This window comes from Caulobacter sp. GW821-FHT10F06 (assembly GCF_058809215.1).
The window spans coordinates 632540-646033 of sequence record NZ_JBXASK010000001.1; the positions used below are offsets into that span (position 1 = coordinate 632540).

The window sequence follows — 13494 nt, forward strand, 5'->3', positions numbered from 1 at the left end:
CCAAAAGGGCGGCTCCGGACGATAGGCGCGACGTCAAGGACCGACCCCCGAGCTGAGCATGAGCTTCAGCCGACTTCTAGGGCGCCTCGCGCGGCGTTCAAAGGCCAGCTTGCGTTCCTGGCGAGTATTGCTGGGGACGCTCTCAGGGCGCGCGGGGTTTGGACCGGGCGAAGGCGTACAGCGGCAGGAACGGACGCAGGGCGGGGCCGATCCAGACCTGAGGCTCCGAGGCCGGCTCGGCCCCGGTCTCCTTCTCCTTGCGGGCCACGCAGCCCTGCACCGCCGCACCCAGGGCGACGAAGTCCCGGGCCTGGGGCGCGGACGACAGGAAGCAGTCGTCGAAGAACGGGTACCTGTCGCTCTCGCCGCAGCCGAACGAGGCGCGGTCGGGGCGCGCCGCCGTCAGCACCATGCGATCGGGCTTCTGGAGCGCGGGGATGAACACGCCCGAAAAGCAGGCTGAGATCACCACAACGGTCGGACGCGAGGGGCAGGCGTCGTTGATCATCGCCGCCAGCAGGGATGGACGCAGCAGCTCCTCGCCCAACACCGCGCCGTCGGGGCCGCCGTGGCTGCTGATGTAGAACAGGCAGCCGGCCGTCACCGCCTGGGCGCCTTCCTTCAGGCCGGCGTGGATGGTGCGGACAGTGGAGAGGGCTGGCGCCTGGCTCGGATAACGCTCGGGACGCACCGAGAACTGGCGCACCTCGTCGCGGTCGAAACCCATCTCGGTCAGGGCGTGGGCGACGTCGCGGCGGGCGTTGTCGAAAGCCTCGGTCGGTCCGCCGGAATGGGCGTGCCAGTCACCGGCCACCACGACCGCCGACCACTTGGCGAACGGGCCTTGAGGCGTTTCTTGGGCGCAGGCGAGCGTGGAGAAGGAAAGCAGGAGAACGCCGAAAACGATGCCCGCCCCGCCCCGCATCCCCTGCTCCTATTTCTTGAACCGCGCGAACGGCGTCGGAATGGCCGTGCCGGAGGCCTTGGCCAGCAGCCGCCCTTCGCCGTCATAGAGTTCGCCCTCGGTGAAGCAGATCGTCCTGCCCCACTTCACCACCCGGCCGACGGCGCGCAGGGCGCCCGGCATGGTGGGGCGCAGGAAGCTGGTCTTCATCTCGAGAGTCGGCACGACGTGGGTCATGCCCGAAGTGATCATGCCGGCCACCGACATGCACTCGTCCAGCATCGCGCAGACATAGCCGCCCTGGATCTGCCCCATCGGGTTGCACAGCAGGTCGGCGCGCGCCTCGAACCCGACCTCGACCTCCTTGTCGGCCTGCCTCACGGCCAGCAGCTGGAAGCCGAGCGTGCGGGAGCCCGAAGGCGCGTTCTTGGACGCGCGAAAGCGTTCGAGGATCGCCTCGTCGGTCAGAACCTGGGGTTCGTCCGCCGCGACGTCGCTCACGCGCTATTTCTTCCGGAACTGGTCGAGGGAAATGATCTTGGGCGCTTCTTCGCCGGTCGACTCGGCGGCGGGTTCGGGCTCGGGCTCGACGGTCGGCTCGGGCGGCACGATCTCGGGGGCCTCGAACTGCAGGGCGAACTGCACCGACGGATCGTAGAATCGGGTCACGGCCGCGTAGGGCACCGACAGGCGCTTGGGCTGCCCGCCGAACTTCAGGGTGACCGAGAAGAAGGTCTCGCCCGGCGCCAGATCCCAGTACTGGTGCTGCAGGATGATGGTCATCTCGTCGGGGTACTTGCCCAGCAGATCCTGCGGGCCGGACACGCCGGCCGCCTGGGTCTTGAAGGTGATGTACAGGTGGTGAGGCTCGGGCAGGCCGCCCGGAGCCGCGGCCTTCTTGAGCGCCGCCTTGACGACGCCCCGCAGGGCGTCCTGGGCCATGGCCTCGTACTGCATCAAATCTTCAGGCGGATTGGATTGGGCCATGCGGTCCATCAAGAAACTGGAACTGAGAAAGAGTCTCAGCGTAGCGCGTCGCGGGCCTCCGGCAAAGATGGCGCGGGCGTCATGATCGCCACAAATTTCGGAGAAGGTTAAGGGGCGAGGCGCTCCCGAACTTTTCGCCCTCATTTGGGGAAAGGCGCAGGTCCAAGCTGCCACTTATGGAAAGTGGAGGGATTCTGTTGGCAGGCTCCCTCCGGGCCCCGCCTAAGGATCTGAACCCCTAGGACTTAAGAGGCGAATTCACTAGAACCGCATTACGCGGCGATAGCGAACTCTTCAGCGAAGTTATCGTTCGCAGTTAGTTTAGCGGCCCGATACGGTGAGCCACGCCGAGAGAAAGCAATACACCTTTACACGTCTGTCGATGCTGATCGGCCCCATGCAGTCCCATGATAACTTGGGAGAGATTGGTGGAGCCGCCGGGAATCGCACCCGGGTCCAGTCCGCTTATTACGTGCGCGTTTATCCCCATAGTCCGACCGAGGCCGGACAATTCCAATATAGGGGGTTAGGCCTGCGTATGGAAGGCCGCGCGTGCGACGCTCCCCAGGCTTAAGCGGCCGTCGGCCAGGGTGCCGCTGATCACGGCCCCGCGATCCTCGAACAGCTTCAGGGTTTCGCCGACCAGAACATAGACGCCGGTGAAGACGTCGGCGAAGTCGTCGCGTGTCTCGATGAAGCGGCCGTCGGCGCGCAGTTCCAGGCTGATATGGCCGTCGGGCGAGGTCCAGACGCCGGCGACCGGGATGTGGGGAACGATGGCGGAAATCATCATCGGGCGGTCCTCCAGGAAGACGGGGCGGGGGAGGCGGAGATCGAGGGCAGTACGGCGGTGGCGGCGGTCAGCGCGGCCGCGCCGCCCAGCAGAGCGGCGACGAACCAACGCGGAGCCGCGACACCGCCTCGGGGCGTGTAGCGTCTCATGGCGAGCTCTGATTTTGGGAGTTGCCGCATCGGGAGCGGAACCAGGCCAATATGCAGGACGGGGCCGTCCAGTCGGTAGATCGATGCTCCGACTTGATTGCATGATCCTCCAGAACCGAACGCCGTCGCGTGACGGAGGATCGTGCAAGGCCTATCAATAGCCTCGAACAACAACGGAAATTCCATGAGCACGCGCGAAGCGCTGGCGGCGCTGATTGAACGATTCACGCCGAACGAGGGGCCGCACGACACTTGCTGCGGACCACGCGTGGGCCTGTATCGGGTCACCCAGCCCAGCGAACCGATGCATGCTGTGCACGAGCCGGCCTTCTGCGTGCTGGCTCAGGGGCGCAAGCGCGTGCTGGTCGGCGACGCCGTTCACCACTACGACGACAGGAACTACTTCCTGGCCTCGGTCGACGTGCCGGTGGTGGGCCAGGTGATCGAGGCCTCGCCCGAGGCGCCTTATCTGAGCTTCCGCATCACCCTGGATCCGGCCCTGATCAGCGAGATGATCATGGAGACCGGTCTCGCCGCACGGCTGGACGCCGCCGCGCCTCTGGTCAGCGGCATGTCGGCCGGCGCCATGACGCCGGCCCTGTTCGACGCCGTCTGCCGGATGGTGCGCCTGATGGAATGCCCCGAGGACGCCCCGGTGCTGGCGCCGCTGATCGAGCGCGAGATCCTCTATCGCCTGCTGACCGGCGACCAGGGCCCGCGCCTGGCCCAGATCGCCCGCGCCGACGGCCGCCTGCGCCAGATCAACCGCGCCATCGGCTGGATTCGCCGCAACTTCGACCAGCCGTTCAAGATCGACGACGTCGCCGCCGAGGCCCGAATGAGCGCCTCGGCCCTGCACCAGCACTTCAAGGCGGTCACGGCGCTCTCGCCCCTGCAGTACCAGAAGCAGCTGCGCCTGCAGGAGGCCCGGCGGCTGATCCTGGTCCAGCATCTGGACGCCGCCACGGCGGGTCATTCCGTGGGTTATGACAGCCCCTCCCAATTCAGCCGCGAATACGCCCGCCTGTTCGGGGCCCCGCCGCTGCGGGACGCGGCCCGTCTGCGTGAGCAGCCGGACATGATGGTCGGCGCCTAGGGGCGCGGCGTTTCCATCGGAGCAGGCGTGTCGTCGTCCGCGTCCTCGGGTGGCAGCGGCGCGGCCGGCGGCTGCGGGCGGACATCGGCGGCGGGCTTCAGGTGGCCGCCGGATGCGATCAACTGCTCATAGGCCGCCTTCTGCCGCGAGACGTCGGCCCCGCGCGGGAACACCGCGTCGAAGCGGGCGTCCCGGCCGACCGCCGCGCCGAGCGCCAAGGTCAGGGCGTCGGCGATCGAGCCGACCTCGCTGTCGTCGCAGGCTCGTCGCAGATGCCGGGCCTGTCCGGCGACCAGCAGGGTGATGTCCCAGGCCACGCCGTCCAGGCACACCGGCGAGATCGAGCCGTCGCCATAGTCGACCGTGACGTCGCGCGGCTGGCTCCACATCGGATTGCCGACCAGGGCCTTCAGCGGCGGGATCTGCTCGGAGGCGAGCTCGGTGTTGACGTCGACGCGGCGGTCGATCTCGGGGGTGCAGCAGCCCAGGCCCGCGCGAGCCTGGACGAAGGCGCGGCCGTCGCGGCGGATCGTGACCCGGATCACGGCCTGCCGCACCCCGCGCGAAGGACGGGCCCAGACCTCCAGCACCATCTCGCCACGCCGAACCAGCTGGTTCTGCAGGGGCTGCAAGCCCCACAGGCGGTAGAGCAGGGGATCGACGCCATTGGTGATCGGCACGGGCTCTTCGTGGCGGCCAAGCCGGCGGCCGTAGAGCGGATCGACGTCGGAGGAGGGGCGGGGGATGTCCGGCGACCACCACGTCACCGGGTCGGACAGCGGTGGCAGGTTGGGATCGAGCGGCGACGGAGCCTGCTGGACGGCGGCGAGGGCGAGCCCCGCGATCAGACCGGTCAGGCTCATCGCCCCGCTCCACTACATCCCTTCGACGCCTCGCTCGATGGAAAGGACGCCGGTGCGGGAAAGTTCCACCAGGCCGAGGGGGCGCATCAGGTCCAGGAACTTGTCGATCTTCGATGGCGCGCCCGAGATCTCGAACACGAAGCTTTCCAGCGTGGTGTCGACCGGCTTGGCGCGGAAGATGTCGGCCACGCGCAGGGCCTCGACCCGGTCGGCGCCCGAACCGCGCACCTTGACCAGGGCCAGTTCACGCTCGACGCCGTTGGGGTCGCGGGTGATGTCGTGCACGCGGCGCACGTTGACGACCTTGTTCAGCTGGGCCTCGATCTGGTCCAGCACCTGGCGCGTGCCGCGGGTGACCACCGTGATGCGGCTGGTGTGGGCCTTGTGGTCGGTCTCGGCGACCGTCAGGCTCTCGATGTTGTAGCCGCGCGCGGCGAACAGCCCGACCACGCGATGCAGCACGCCCGGCTCGTTATCCACCAGCAGGGCGAAGGTGGCCGTCTGCTCGGCCTGGGCGGCGGTGGGCATGTCGTAGGCGGAGGCGTGTTGGCTGGTCATGTCAGGCGCTCTAGCTGTGTGCTCTTGTTGTTTTGATTTTGCCGCCACGACGACGTGACAACGAAGGTAGTGCATCCCATTCGCCGCGCATCATCGCTTCTTTCTTCGCGCGGGACCAACCTTTGATGCGGCGCTCGGCGGCGATGGCGTCGGTGATGAACTGGAACGCTTCGCACCAGACGAGTTCCACCGGTAGACGGGCCGACGTGTACTCACCGCCACGACCTTCGGCATGTTGCGATACGCGGGTTTCGACTTCAGGCCCTCGGTGAGAGCCGACGTAGTAAGATCCATCCCGGCATCGCAGCATGTAAACCCAGGCGCTTTGGAGATCATACATCGGCCCTGCGTCCTTCGAGGCTCGCCTAGAGGCGAGCACCTCAGGATGAGGAAATTTGTACGGATCCCGGAAGCGGAAAAACGACGCCTTCACTCATTTCCTCATCCTGAGGCGCCCTCCGCAGGAGGGCCTCGAAGGACGCACCCCGCCTCAGACCAACCCCGCCCCGGCCTCGCCGATGACGTTCCCGATGTCCTCGACGTCGCCCATGATCATCTCGTTGTGGGCCTTGCCCGAGGGGATCATCGGCAGGCAGTTCTCGTGCTTCTCGACGCGGCAGTCGAAGATCACCGGCTTGTCGCTGTTGATCATCTCCAGGATCTTGGCGTCGAGTTCGGCCGGATCCGAGCAGCGGATGCCGTGAGCGCCGTAGGCTTCGGCCAGCTTCACGAAGTCGGGCAGGCTGTCGGAATAGGAGTGGCTGTAGCGCTCGCCATGCAGCAGCTGTTGCCACTGGCGGACCATGCCCATCCATTCATTGTTGAGGATGAAGATCTTGACCGGCAGGTCGAACTGGATCGCCGTCGACAGCTCCTGGATGCACATCTGGATCGAGGCCTCGCCGGCGATGTCGACGACTAGGCTGCCCGGATGGGCCAGCTGCACGCCCAGGGCGGCGGGCAGGCCATAGCCCATGGTGCCGAGGCCCCCCGAGGTCATCCAGCGGTTGGGCTCCTCGAAGCGGAAGAACTGCGCGGCCCACATCTGGTGCTGGCCGACTTCCGTCGTGATGTAGACGTCCTTGTCCTTGGTCAGCTCGTACAGGCGCTCGATGGCGTACTGCGGCTTGATGACCGTCTCCGAGCGGCGATAGGCCAGGCACTGGCGGGCGCGCCACTGGTCGATCTGGGCCCACCAGTCGGTCAGGGCGGCCTTGTTGGCCTGGTGGCCGCCGGCCTTCCAGGCGGCGATCAGGTCTTCGAGAACGCTGCCGGCGTCGCCGATGATCGGCAGGTCGACGCGGACGTTCTTGTTGATCGACGAGGCGTCGATATCGATGTGGATCTTCTTGCTGCCCGGCGAGAAGGCGTCGAGGCGGCCGGTGACGCGGTCGTCGAAGCGGGCGCCGACGCAGATCATCACGTCGCAGTCGTGCATGGCGTTGTTGGCTTCGAACGTGCCGTGCATGCCCAGCATGCCCAGCCACGCCGGATCGGCGGCCGGGAAGGCGCCTAGGCCCATCAGGGTCGAGGTGACCGGCGCGCCGGTCAGGGCCTGGAACTCGCGCAGCAGTTCGCTGGCGCGCGGGCCGGCGTTGATGACGCCGCCGCCGGTGTAGAAGATCGGCCGACGGGCGCTGGCGATCAGCTTGGCGGCCTCGGCGATGCGGCTCTGGTCACCCTTGGTCTTGGGGGCGTAGGCGTGGGTCGAGCTGACCTCGGTGGGGCCGTAATATTCGCCCTTGGCGAACTGGACGTCCTTGGGGATGTCGATCAGCACCGGGCCCGGACGGCCGGTGGTGGCGATCTTGAAGGCCTCGTGGATGATCTGCGGCAGGTCGCGGACGTCTTTGACCAGGTAGTTGTGCTTGGTGCACGAGCGGGTCATGCCGACGGTGTCGGCTTCCTGGAAGGCGTCGGTGCCGATCAGGTGGGTGGGGACCTGGCCGGTGATGACGACCATCGGGATGGAGTCCATCAGGGCGTCCATGATGCCGGTGATGGCGTTGGTCGCACCGGGACCCGAGGTGACCAGGACGACGCCCGGCTTGCCCGACGAGCGCGCATAGCCTTCAGCGGCGTGGGTCGCGCCCTGTTCGTGACGGACCAGGATGTGCTGCAGGCGCGGCTCGTGGAACAGCGCGTCATAGATCGGCAGGACCGCGCCGCCGGGATAGCCGAACAGCACTTCGACGCCCTGGTCCACGAGGCCGCGAACGACGATCTCGGCGCCGGTCATGGCGCGGGAGGTGTCGGCGGCGGCGGGAGCCTGGCTCTCGATGGTTTGATGGGCGGTCATGGCGGTGGTCCGATGGGGGAAGCGGAAGGGGAAGGTGGAAAAGAAAAAAGGTCCCGAAGGACCTTTTGCGCGCGCGACCGAACTACGACGTGACTTCTAGGTCACGCCGCGGACGGCCGCTCCATAAGTACGATCATGGTTTTGCGCACGAGTCTTGCTCCAAACTTGTGGAAAGGGTGATGCCATGCGCCAGATGGAGCGTCAAGGCGCTCTTTGCCGCAAGGTTGTGCCTTTCCCGGGCGGTCGCACCTTACCGCGCTTTCACGTGACAGGGGCAGGTTCGACCCTTCACCGTCGCCTTCGTTGAAAGCCAGGAGCGTTTCAGTGTTCGGACGGCGTGAATTTCTGGCGGGGGGCGCGGCCCTGAGCTTGGCCCAAACCGCGTCGGCGGACGTGCTGTCTGGAGGCGCGCGCGACGCCGTGATTGACGGTTTCGCCAAATCACAGGGCTTTCAGGGCGTGATCCTGATCGGCAAGGCGGGCAAGCCGGTGTTCAGCCGCGCCGTCGGCCTGGCCGAGATCGAGACCCGGCGGCCGACGACACTCGACACGCCCTACGCGATCGCTTCGATCTCCAAGTGGCTGACCTCGATCGCCCTGTTGCGCTTGGTCGAGGCGGGGCGGCTGGACCTCGACGCGCCCATCACGCGCTGGCTGTCCGACTATCGCGCCGACACCGGCGCCAAGATCACCCTGAGGCGGCTGATGACCAACACCAGCGGCGTGCCCAACGGCTTCACGCTGTCGGCCAAGGCTGATCCGGACATCCTGAAGAAGACGGTTTCGACGGCCGAGGCGGTTCGGCAGTGGTGCTCGGGCGACTTGGCGTTCGAGCCGGGGACGAAGTTCGACTACGCCCTGACCAACTGGATCCTGATCACCGCTGTGATCGAGGCGGTCACGGGCCAGCCCTTCGCCGAGGTCATGACGGAGCTTGTGATCGCGCCTCTGGGCGTGACCCGCACCACGCCGATCGATCCGCCGAACATGGCCGCGTCATATCGCACCATCGAGCCCTTGGTTCGGCAGTCCAATATCCGCCTGACCTGCATGACCGCCGGCGGCGGCTATGTCAGCACGGCGGGCGATCTGCTGAAGGCGGCGCACCAAGTGTTCGACAAGGGTTTCCTGCCGCCTGCCCGACTGCGAGAGCTGATGACGGTCGGTTGGCCGGAGGAGAGCTACGCCCTGGGCGGACGGGTCAAGACTTTGTTCGTCGATGGCATGCCGCGTGTGTTCGCCTGGGAGACGGGCCGCGCTGCCGGCTATCGCTCGGTCCTGGCCCATCGGTTCGACGACCAGACCACCGTCGTGCTGCTCAACAACACCAGCGTCACCCAGAAGGCGATGGACGAGCTGGCCTATTCGCTCTTCGGAGCGGTCTGAGCGTCCAGCGTGTCGAGCAGGTGCTTCAGCGCCGCGGCGGCGAAGACCTGCATGTTGGCGGCCCGGTCGTCGCTGCCGGTCTCCAGGGTGGCGCTGACCGAAACGTCCTCGCTGACGGCGGCCATGCAGCAGTGGCCGGGCAGGTCGCCGTAGCGGTTGCCGTCGGGCCCCGCCGCACCGGTTTCGGACAGGCCCCAGGTCGCCTTCAGGTTCTTGCGCGCCACCCGGGCCAGCATCACGGCATAGGGCTCGCTGGCCGAGCGCAGGCCGTCCATCGCCTTCTGCGGGATGTCCATCAGGGTCAGGCGGGCCCGCGCCGTATAGACGACCGCGCCGCCGACATAGAACTTCGAAGCCCCCGGCACCGCCAGCAGCGCCGCCGAGATCAGGCCGCCGGCCGAGGACTCGGCGATGGCCACGGTCTCGCCGCGCTCGGTCAGGCGTTGGGCGACGCGTTCGGCGATGGCGGCGAGGTCGGACATGGGCTGCTCCTTTTGATCGGGAGACTCGCCCCCTCCGCGCAGACGCGCGCCTTCCCCATAGGGTGAAGACGATCGCGAGGCGAATCCGTGGGCGGCAAGTCGCTCTCGCCAAGATTGCGCGGATGTGGAACCAATGGCCAAGGTTCAGTTGGGAGGCCTTCGTGTTCGTTCAAGCGTCCGCTCCGCCGCCGGCTGTCGCGCCGGCGCCTCAGCCGCCGGTCCAGGCCAGTCGGATGATGACCATCGCCCAGCGTGTCCGGCCGGTCACCCTGACCAAGGGCGGACGCGTCGAGACAGCCGTGGTGCGTCACCAGATCTTCCTGAAGACCTCGGTGCGCGCGGGCGCGACGGCCATCGTCGAGGGACAGGCGATCGGCGCCACGCCATGCGCCTGGAGCATCGAAGCCTATCTGCAGCGCGAGATCTGCTTCTATTCGATGACGGGACAGACCAGCTGCACGGATCCGGTTTCAGGCCCGCTGGCCGCGGGCGACGCCGGTCAGAGCGACCTGACGGCCGACCAGGCGTGCGACGTGATGGCCAAGCCTGTCGAGCAAGCCGAGCGCCGGGTGATGGCGACGCTGGATCCGCAGACGGCGACGCTGTTCGAGGACGACTACACGATCAAGGTGCGGCCGATGCTGACGGCCGCTGGCGTCACGCTTTCGGAGCCGCCCCGGAAACCCGCTCCCAGTCGGGCGTCTGGTTCCTGAACCAGGTGAGCTGGCGCTTGGCGTAGCGGCGAGTCTCCTGGCGCGCGGCGTCCAGGGCGGCGGGCAGGGTGGTCTCGCGGCGCAGATAGGCGGCCAGTTCGCGATAGCCGACGGCCTTCAGCGCCGGCAGGGCCGGATCCAGGCCGCGGGCCTGCATAGCCTTGACCTCCTCCAGGGCGCCGGCCTCGACCATCACCGCCAGACGCGCGTCACAGCGGGCGTAGAGTTCGGCGCGGGGCGGGTCCAGGACCACGCCCTTCCAGCGGTCGGCGGACAGGGCGGGCCGCGTGTCGGTCTGCCAGGCGGTGAGCGAGCGTCCGGTGGCGATGGCCACGGCGTGGGCGCGCACCAGCCGCTGGCGGTCGCCGACCTCGATGCGGGCCTCGGCTTCGGGATCCAGCGTGGCCAGCACGTCGCGGAACTCGGGCTCGCCCTGAGCGGCGTAGAGCAGGCTGGAGATCTCGCGCTGGGTCTCCGACACGGGCGGCACGTCGGCCAGGCCATGGGTCAGGGCGCGGAAATAAAGGCCGGTGCCGCCGACCACGATGGCCGGCTTGCCGCGATGGTCGATGTCGCGCAGGACGGCCATGGCCGCCTCCAGCCACTTGCCCACCGACCAGGCTTCGGCGGCGTCGACCACGCCGAACAGATGGTGCGGGGCCTGCTCCAACTCCTCGGGCGAGGGGCCGGCGGTCAGCACGCGCAAGCCGGCATAGATCTGCATGGAGTCGGCGTTGACGATCTCGCCGCCGATCTCGCGGGCCAGTTTCAGGGCCAGGGCGGACTTGCCGCTGGCCGTCGGTCCGGCGATCAGGGTGACGGGAGGAACGCTCATGTCCGGACCCTTCTTCGGCGCGGCGCTGGGGTCAAGGCAGGCCGCGCCCCATCGTGGCGACGAAAGCTGCAAAGCCGATGACAGCCGCACCGATCCACGCCCAATCGCGTGGCAGGGGCGGCGGGCGGGTCTCGATCCGGCGAGCCAGGAACCACAGCGGCGCCGAAGCCAGGCCGACCTCCTTGAACGCCTCGACCATGGCGTCGCGGGCGCCGCCGGCCAGGGGCGAGCCCTTGTAGGCCAGGACGGCCACGACCATGCCCAGCGCGCCGGCCAGCCAGCCGATCCGTAACCGGCGGGCTGCGCCGGCGGGGGCCTGCCGTGCGATAGCGGGGATGGTCGCCACATAGAGACCCAGACCCAGGATCGTCAGCGCCGAACGCCAGACGGAAGGCGGAACGCTCAAGGTGTCTCGCGCCCAGAAGGCGACGTCGCCTTCGCCGGTCAGGCCGCAGACCAGCAGCACGCCGGCCAGCCAAAAGGCGCTGAAGGCGAACAGCAGGATCAGGAACAGGCGCTTGGCCTCTCCCGCCGTCTTGCGCAGGGTCAAGGCCGCGAAGGCGGCGGCCGCCAGCACCAGGTTGCCGAACGGACCGGCTAGGTCGATCAGCGGCGCGGGCGGCGTACAGCGGAAATAGACGTTCGACAGCAGCAGGACCCGGCCGCCGTGCGCCAGGCAGGCGCCGCCATGGCCGGCGGCCTCGTGCCCGATCGCCGCCAGACCCGCCGCGAGCACGCCGATCGCGGCGACGGTCGGCCAATCTTCGTTGCGGGTCTCGGCCATCGGTCTCTCCGGAGTCGCGCCGAGCTTGGCCTTACCACCAATCGCGGGCCAGGGAAGGTTGATCTCGACCGCGCGGCGGTCTACGCCCCGCGCCATGGTCCAGATCGTCGTCTTCGTGAGCCCCGACGCCAGCGCCACGGCGCGGGCGGTGTCCTTGTTCGGTCGCGGTTCGCCGGTCGATCTGGGGCCCGGGGCAGTGGAAATCGCAGTCGAGGGCGAGGCGACCGAACTGCTGGCGGCGGCGGAAGCCGCGGCCCAGGGCCTGCCGGTCGACTTCGCGGTGACGTCCTCGGAAAACCGCAGAAAGCGCCTGCTGATCGCCGACATGGACTCCACCATCATCAACGTCGAGTGCCTGGACGAACTGGCCGACTTCGCCGGGGTCAAGGACAAGGTCTCGGAGATCACCGAGCGCGCCATGCGCGGAGAGCTGGCCTTCGAGGGCGCCCTGCGCGAACGGGTGGGCATGCTGACGGGCCTGTCGGTCGATGCGCTGCAGACCTGCTACGACGACCGGGTGCGGCTCAATCCGGGAGCCAAGACCCTGGTCGAGACCATGGCCGCCCACGGCGCGCGCTGCGCCCTGGTGTCGGGCGGCTTCACCTTCTTCACCAGCCGGGTGGCCAAGGCGGCGGGCTTCCACCTCAATCGCGCCAACACCCTGATCGAGGCCGACGGCAAGCTGACCGGTCAGGTCGGCGACCCGATCCTGGGCAAGGAAGCCAAGCTGGCCGCCCTGCGCGAAGAGACCGCCGCTCTGGGCCTGACCCCCGCCGACGCCCTGGCCGTGGGCGACGGCGCCAACGACCTGGCGATGATCGAGGTCGCCGGTTTGGGCGTCGCCTACCGCGCCAAGCCGATCGTGGCGGCCCAGGCCCACGCCAAGGTCGACCATTCGGATCTGACGGCCTTGCTCTACTTCCAAGGCTACAAGGCCTCGGAGTTCGTTTCGTGAGTTTCCCGCGCACCGTCGAGGCGGTGGTCTTCGACATGGACGGGCTGCTGCTGGACACCGAGATCGTCTACCGCGCCGCCATGATCGAGGCGGGCTCGACCTTCGGGATCAGCTTCAGCGGCGAGACCTACGCGGCGATGGTCGGCAAGACCAATCCCGAAAGCGCCGTCCTGCTGCGCGAGCTCTATGGCGAGGACTTCCCGGTTCAGGCCTATTTCGAGCGGGTGTGGAGCGACGTCGAGGACCTGCTGGAAGCCGAGACCAAGTTGAAGACAGGCGTCGTCGAGATCCTCGACTATCTGGACGACATCGGCCTGCCGCGCGCCATCGCCACCTCGAACGGCATCGTCTCGGTCGAGAAGTATCTGGGCCGCTTCGACCTGCTGCACCGCTTCAACGCCGTGGTCGCCCACGCCGACGTCACGCGCCACAAGCCCAACCCCGATCCCTATCTGGAAGCCGCCCGCCGCCTCGGCGTCGATCCCGTCCAGTGCCTGGCGCTGGAAGACAGCCACCCCGGCGTCCGTGCGGCCCACGCCGCCGGCATGATGACGGTGATGGTGCCCGACATCCTCGATCCGAACGAGGAGATGCACGACAAGTGCGTCCACATCGCCGACAGCCTGCACGTGGTGCTGGACCTGTTGAAGGCTTCGGTTTAGCGGCGAACTCGCCCCCTCCGCGCCTTCG

18 protein-coding genes and 1 other RNA gene are annotated in these 13494 nt (G+C 67.9%); 5 read left to right on the top strand and 14 right to left on the bottom strand.

Annotated features, from left to right (window positions below):
* Positions 1 to 142 precede the first annotated feature (142 nt).
* The 6 genes from AC1RUS_RS02960 to AC1RUS_RS02985 form a co-directional block, all read right to left on the bottom strand.
* Positions 143 to 925, bottom strand: a complete 783-nt coding sequence (locus AC1RUS_RS02960; RefSeq protein ID WP_492912845.1) for a C13 family peptidase — start codon at positions 923 to 925, stop codon at positions 143 to 145.
* Positions 926 to 934: 9 nt separating this feature from the next.
* On the bottom strand, positions 935 to 1405 hold the full coding sequence (locus tag AC1RUS_RS02965) for a PaaI family thioesterase (RefSeq protein WP_492912847.1): 471 nt from the start codon (positions 1403 to 1405) through the stop codon (positions 935 to 937).
* Positions 1406 to 1408: 3 nt separating this feature from the next.
* Positions 1409 to 1891, bottom strand: a complete 483-nt coding sequence (locus AC1RUS_RS02970; protein WP_492912849.1) for an SspB family protein — start codon at positions 1889 to 1891, stop codon at positions 1409 to 1411.
* A gap of 182 nt (positions 1892 to 2073) precedes the next feature.
* Positions 2074 to 2439: a transfer-messenger RNA gene (gene ssrA / locus AC1RUS_RS02975) on the bottom strand.
* On the bottom strand, positions 2418 to 2684 hold the full coding sequence (locus AC1RUS_RS02980) for an Atu4866 domain-containing protein (RefSeq protein WP_492912851.1): 267 nt from the start codon (positions 2682 to 2684) through the stop codon (positions 2418 to 2420). The genes ssrA and AC1RUS_RS02980 overlap by 22 nt, the downstream gene beginning before the upstream one ends.
* Positions 2681 to 2833, bottom strand: a complete 153-nt coding sequence (locus AC1RUS_RS02985; RefSeq protein ID WP_492912853.1) for a hypothetical protein — start codon at positions 2831 to 2833, stop codon at positions 2681 to 2683. The genes AC1RUS_RS02980 and AC1RUS_RS02985 overlap by 4 nt, the downstream gene beginning before the upstream one ends.
* A gap of 184 nt (positions 2834 to 3017) precedes the next feature.
* On the opposite strand from AC1RUS_RS02985, the gene AC1RUS_RS02990 reads away from it, so the two are divergent.
* Positions 3018 to 3929, top strand: coding sequence for an AraC family transcriptional regulator (locus tag AC1RUS_RS02990; protein WP_492912855.1), 912 nt, complete (start codon positions 3018 to 3020; stop codon positions 3927 to 3929).
* Here the strand turns inward: AC1RUS_RS02990 and AC1RUS_RS02995 are convergent.
* The 5 genes from AC1RUS_RS02995 to AC1RUS_RS03015 form a co-directional block, all read right to left on the bottom strand.
* Positions 3926 to 4792 (bottom strand): hypothetical protein, encoded by an 867-nt coding sequence (locus tag AC1RUS_RS02995; protein WP_492912857.1) that lies wholly within the window; start codon positions 4790 to 4792, stop codon positions 3926 to 3928. The genes AC1RUS_RS02990 and AC1RUS_RS02995 overlap by 4 nt on opposite strands.
* A gap of 12 nt (positions 4793 to 4804) precedes the next feature.
* Positions 4805 to 5350, bottom strand: a complete 546-nt coding sequence (gene ilvN / locus AC1RUS_RS03000) for an acetolactate synthase small subunit (RefSeq protein ID WP_035042132.1) — start codon at positions 5348 to 5350, stop codon at positions 4805 to 4807.
* A gap of 10 nt (positions 5351 to 5360) precedes the next feature.
* The gene (locus tag AC1RUS_RS03005; protein ID WP_492912859.1) at positions 5361 to 5690 is read right to left on the bottom strand and encodes a GIY-YIG nuclease family protein; all 330 of its coding nucleotides are present in this window, start codon (positions 5688 to 5690) and stop codon (positions 5361 to 5363) included.
* Between the two features lie 150 nt (positions 5691 to 5840).
* Positions 5841 to 7649 carry an acetolactate synthase 3 large subunit gene (locus tag AC1RUS_RS03010; protein WP_492912861.1) on the bottom strand — a complete coding sequence of 603 codons (1809 nt, stop codon included), beginning with the start codon at positions 7647 to 7649 and terminating at the stop codon, positions 5841 to 5843.
* Between the two features lie 101 nt (positions 7650 to 7750).
* Positions 7751 to 7798 carry a hypothetical protein gene (locus tag AC1RUS_RS03015; protein ID WP_223395793.1) on the bottom strand — a complete coding sequence of 16 codons (48 nt, stop codon included), beginning with the start codon at positions 7796 to 7798 and terminating at the stop codon, positions 7751 to 7753.
* A 271-nt stretch (positions 7799 to 8069) separates the two neighbouring features.
* Here AC1RUS_RS03015 and AC1RUS_RS03020 point away from each other — a divergent pair, with 271 nt between their 5' ends.
* A complete protein-coding gene (locus AC1RUS_RS03020; protein ID WP_492912863.1) occupies positions 8070 to 9035 on the top strand; it encodes a serine hydrolase domain-containing protein in 966 nt (321 codons plus the stop codon).
* On the opposite strand, the gene AC1RUS_RS03025 is transcribed toward AC1RUS_RS03020, so the two are convergent.
* On the bottom strand, positions 9011 to 9517 hold the full coding sequence (locus AC1RUS_RS03025; protein WP_492912865.1) for a CinA family protein: 507 nt from the start codon (positions 9515 to 9517) through the stop codon (positions 9011 to 9013). The two genes, AC1RUS_RS03020 and AC1RUS_RS03025, sit on opposite strands and share 25 nt — an antisense overlap.
* Positions 9518 to 9678: 161 nt before the next feature.
* On the opposite strand from AC1RUS_RS03025, the gene AC1RUS_RS03030 reads away from it, so the two are divergent.
* On the top strand, positions 9679 to 10230 hold the full coding sequence (locus tag AC1RUS_RS03030; protein WP_492912867.1) for a hypothetical protein: 552 nt from the start codon (positions 9679 to 9681) through the stop codon (positions 10228 to 10230).
* Here the strand turns inward: AC1RUS_RS03030 and miaA are convergent.
* Together miaA and AC1RUS_RS03040 are read right to left on the bottom strand one after the other, a co-directional pair.
* Positions 10175 to 11065 (bottom strand): tRNA (adenosine(37)-N6)-dimethylallyltransferase MiaA, encoded by an 891-nt coding sequence (gene miaA / locus AC1RUS_RS03035; protein WP_492912869.1) that lies wholly within the window; start codon positions 11063 to 11065, stop codon positions 10175 to 10177. The two genes, AC1RUS_RS03030 and miaA, sit on opposite strands and share 56 nt — an antisense overlap.
* A gap of 31 nt (positions 11066 to 11096) precedes the next feature.
* Entirely contained in the window at positions 11097 to 11849 is a 753-nt protein-coding gene (locus AC1RUS_RS03040; protein WP_492912871.1) for a hypothetical protein, read from the bottom strand.
* A gap of 94 nt (positions 11850 to 11943) precedes the next feature.
* On the opposite strand from AC1RUS_RS03040, the gene serB reads away from it, so the two are divergent.
* Both serB and AC1RUS_RS03050 read left to right on the top strand, forming a co-directional pair.
* A complete protein-coding gene (gene serB, locus AC1RUS_RS03045; protein ID WP_492912873.1) occupies positions 11944 to 12804 on the top strand; it encodes a phosphoserine phosphatase SerB in 861 nt (286 codons plus the stop codon).
* On the top strand, positions 12801 to 13466 hold the full coding sequence (locus tag AC1RUS_RS03050) for an HAD family hydrolase (protein ID WP_492912875.1): 666 nt from the start codon (positions 12801 to 12803) through the stop codon (positions 13464 to 13466). Before serB ends, AC1RUS_RS03050 begins: the two co-directional genes overlap by 4 nt.
* Positions 13467 to 13494 lie beyond the last annotated feature (28 nt).